3 protein-coding genes are annotated in these 2,795 nt (G+C 52.7%); all 3 read right to left on the bottom strand.

Annotation, left to right across the window (positions count from 1 at the left end):
• Positions 1-78: 78 nt before the first annotated feature.
• Positions 79-675 carry a cation efflux transmembrane domain-containing protein gene (locus tag PQU94_RS17935; RefSeq protein ID WP_272742801.1) on the bottom strand — a complete coding sequence of 199 codons (597 nt, stop codon included), beginning with the start codon at positions 673-675 and terminating at the stop codon, positions 79-81.
• Complete coding sequence (locus PQU94_RS17930; RefSeq protein ID WP_272742800.1) at positions 672-1,106, bottom strand: MerR family transcriptional regulator; 435 nt, start codon at positions 1,104-1,106, stop codon at positions 672-674. Before PQU94_RS17930 ends, PQU94_RS17935 begins: the two co-directional genes overlap by 4 nt.
• A 429-nt stretch (positions 1,107-1,535) precedes the next feature.
• Positions 1,536-2,795 (bottom strand): site-specific integrase (locus PQU94_RS17925; RefSeq protein ID WP_272742799.1); only part of this gene is annotated, 1,260 nt, incomplete at its 5' end.

The following is a 2,795-nucleotide window of genomic DNA, read 5'->3' as shown; positions in this document are numbered from 1 at the left end:
CTCACCTATCCAAAATACGCCTTCAAATATTGAAGATTTGACTATGTATCTTCATCCGACAGCCTAAAAAGCGACCTTTCATGCTTTGGCGGCTTTGCGCTCTTCGTGAGCCGCCTGCCAAATCTCGCGGGCAGCGTCGGCGTTCATAATGGCAATCCCGATGCCGACAACAAGGTCAGGCCATGCCGTAGGCCAGATCAGCGTCAAGGCCCCAGCCGCCATGATGGCAACATTGGCAAAAGCATCATTTCGGGCTGACAGGAAGGCCGCACGGGTCAGGCTTCCTTTGTGATCCCTAAATTTCGTGAGCAAGAATGCGCAACTAACATTGACCACAAGAGCGCCCAAACCTGTGGCAGACAAAAGCCAAGGCTCAGGCGGCATCGGGTGCTGGAACTTTTGCCAAGCCGTCCATAGCAAGGACAAAGCGGGTAGCAGGAGAATGCCCGCCATGACCATGCCCGCACGCGCACGATTACGCGCGGACCAAGCCAAAGCCACAAAGATCAGAACATTGACCGCCGCATCCTCAAAGAAGTCGATGCTGTCAGCGAACAGTGACACTGAGCCGATCTTTCTGGCGACAAGCAACTCGACGAAAAAGTAGGCGAGATTTGCAGCGCCAACCATCAAGACGGCGCGGCGCAAGCTCTTATCGGTTTCAGTGCTGGTCATAGGGCTGAGGCCACGGCTTTATCCGCATGGCTTATGTCCGTTGCCATCTGCTCATAGATGTCGCACCCATTATCGGTCTGCATACAGCTTGACTGGCACCGGTTCACATAAAGTGACAAGGTGAAATCCAGTTCGTTTAGTGCGGTTATTCGAGCCTTTATGGCAGATCGCTGAGTCTCGAAGAACGCAACCGTTTCCTGACACGGCTTGCCATTACCCTCCATTTCCAGCAGGTCTTTTATTTTTTCAAGCGGCATATCGAAATCGCGACAACGGCGTATCAGTATCAACCGTGAAAGATCGCCACGGTCATAGGCGCGATGACCACTCTCGCGTCTTTGCGGTTCAGGCATTAACCCCATAGACTCGTAATAGCGGATGGTCGGCACCGTGCAGTTCGCGCGTTTGGCCAGTTCACCGATGGTGATCATGTTAGCTCCCGAAAAGAAGACTTGCACCTAAAGTTACTTTAGGATGCACACCGATGACCTTCAAGGGCCATTCCGGCTCGACAGGATAATCGATGTTCAGGAAAACCATTATAGGTCTGGTGCTTGCGTGCATTGGCTGCTGCGCCATACCTTTCCTTATTCCCGCAGTGGCAGGTATTGGTATATTTAGCGGTTCACTCTTCGGAAAGCCCGTCAGCCTTGAGGCTATCATCTGTGCGCTGCCGATCTCCTCGTTGGTTGCGCTGGTGATTTACATGGCGATCAAAGCCATCAGACAGCGGATCAGATCAAGCTGTCAGAAAGACAGTTGCCTTGCGGACGAGAAATGCCGATGCAAGTCTTAGACAGGACGCCATAGATGGGCCAAATAAAACCATCTCCAAATCTTGTGGATACTGGGGGCGGCTATCAAAGAATATGAATTAAGTCCAATTCACTGTATCTTATGCGGTTGATAGCGTCTTTGAGCATGTGGATTGGAACACCGCTTCCATAATTTCGCTGAACTTCGGACTTTCCACTCGGCGTCCAACCACCCAACGCGAGCACGATCTCCTCGTCGATTCTTGCCTCGCGCATCGCCTGCCGGAAGTTATGACGGAGGCTGTGGAAACATGTCCGTTCCTTAAAGAAACCCTCATTCCTCGCATGACGACCCCACCACTTTGAAAACTCATGGCTGTATAGGCCCCGACCATCCCGGTGGACATCTGGGAATAGCCGCGCATATCCTTGCTGGCGACGGCGTTGTGCAAGCGCAAGGACACCGTCTTTGATCATATCGGGGATCGGCACCGTTCGTTCAGAAGCGAGGGTTTTTATGGATTTATCCTCCGCCTCCTTGACGATGAAGCACTCCACACCATCAATCGTCTGGATGTCGGCAACTCGCAATCCCGCGATCTCGTTCAGCCGCATCCCGAACAAACCAATAATTGGAATCCAGAACTTCGCAGTATCTCGATATTGATCGGCTTTGGTGGTGTAAATTGATGTGGAGAATATCTGCTTAAGCTGTCCATCGTCATATGGCAGACGTTTATCCTTCGCGCGGACAGGATCAGCTACCCTCAGCCCCTTCGCCGGATTCTTATCCGCCCATTCCTCGCTGAGCGCGAAGCTTAGGACGGCTGTGAAGCAGATCATGTAGAAGTTCACGGTCTGGGCGCTGATAAGGCGTTTAATTTGGCCGTTCTTGGCCTTATCGCACAACATCCTAATAGGCTGATTTGGGAAGCGTTTGGTGGCGTTGGCTGGTAGCCATTGAACCATTTCGAGCACGTGACGGCACATCGTCCGGTCAACCTTCTTGATCGGTGTGCTGGGTGGGATGACTTCGAAAACAACCCCCATCGTCTCACGATACCGGGCCATAGTCGTCCATGCCCGCTTCTTCGATGGGTCGCTCATGAACATGTCGAAGACCTGTTGAAGCGTCATTTCATCGTTTGCCGGTTCTGGCGTAGGCACAGGAGGCGAGTGAACGATCTCTTGGGGCGCTGCGCCGGAAATGAATGAGACGCTGATCTCGGACGCTCCCTCAGCCTTGCGGAGCATGTTCTCGAACTCGACACTGACCACCCGGATCATCCGGACAGCATCAGCCCATCGTCCGGTCTTCAATGATCTGACGAAATGCGTCTTCCCAACAATGGCTTGAAGGCACGA

It is taken from the genome of Asticcacaulis currens (genome assembly GCF_028550395.1).
Taxonomy (GTDB): Bacteria; Pseudomonadota; Alphaproteobacteria; order Caulobacterales; family Caulobacteraceae; genus Asticcacaulis; species Asticcacaulis currens.
Note: the sequence above shows the minus strand (reverse complement) of the source record. Positions and strands in the feature narration are given on the sequence as shown.

Bases quoted from the DNA above. Each gene is read 5' to 3' on its own strand.
- PQU94_RS17935 (WP_272742801.1), bottom strand. From the start codon at position 675: ATGACCAGCACTGAAACCGATAAGAGCTTGCGCCGCGCCGTCTTGATG.
- PQU94_RS17930 (WP_272742800.1), bottom strand. From the start codon at position 1,106: ATGATCACCATCGGTGAACTGGCCAAACGCGCGAACTGCACGGTGCCG.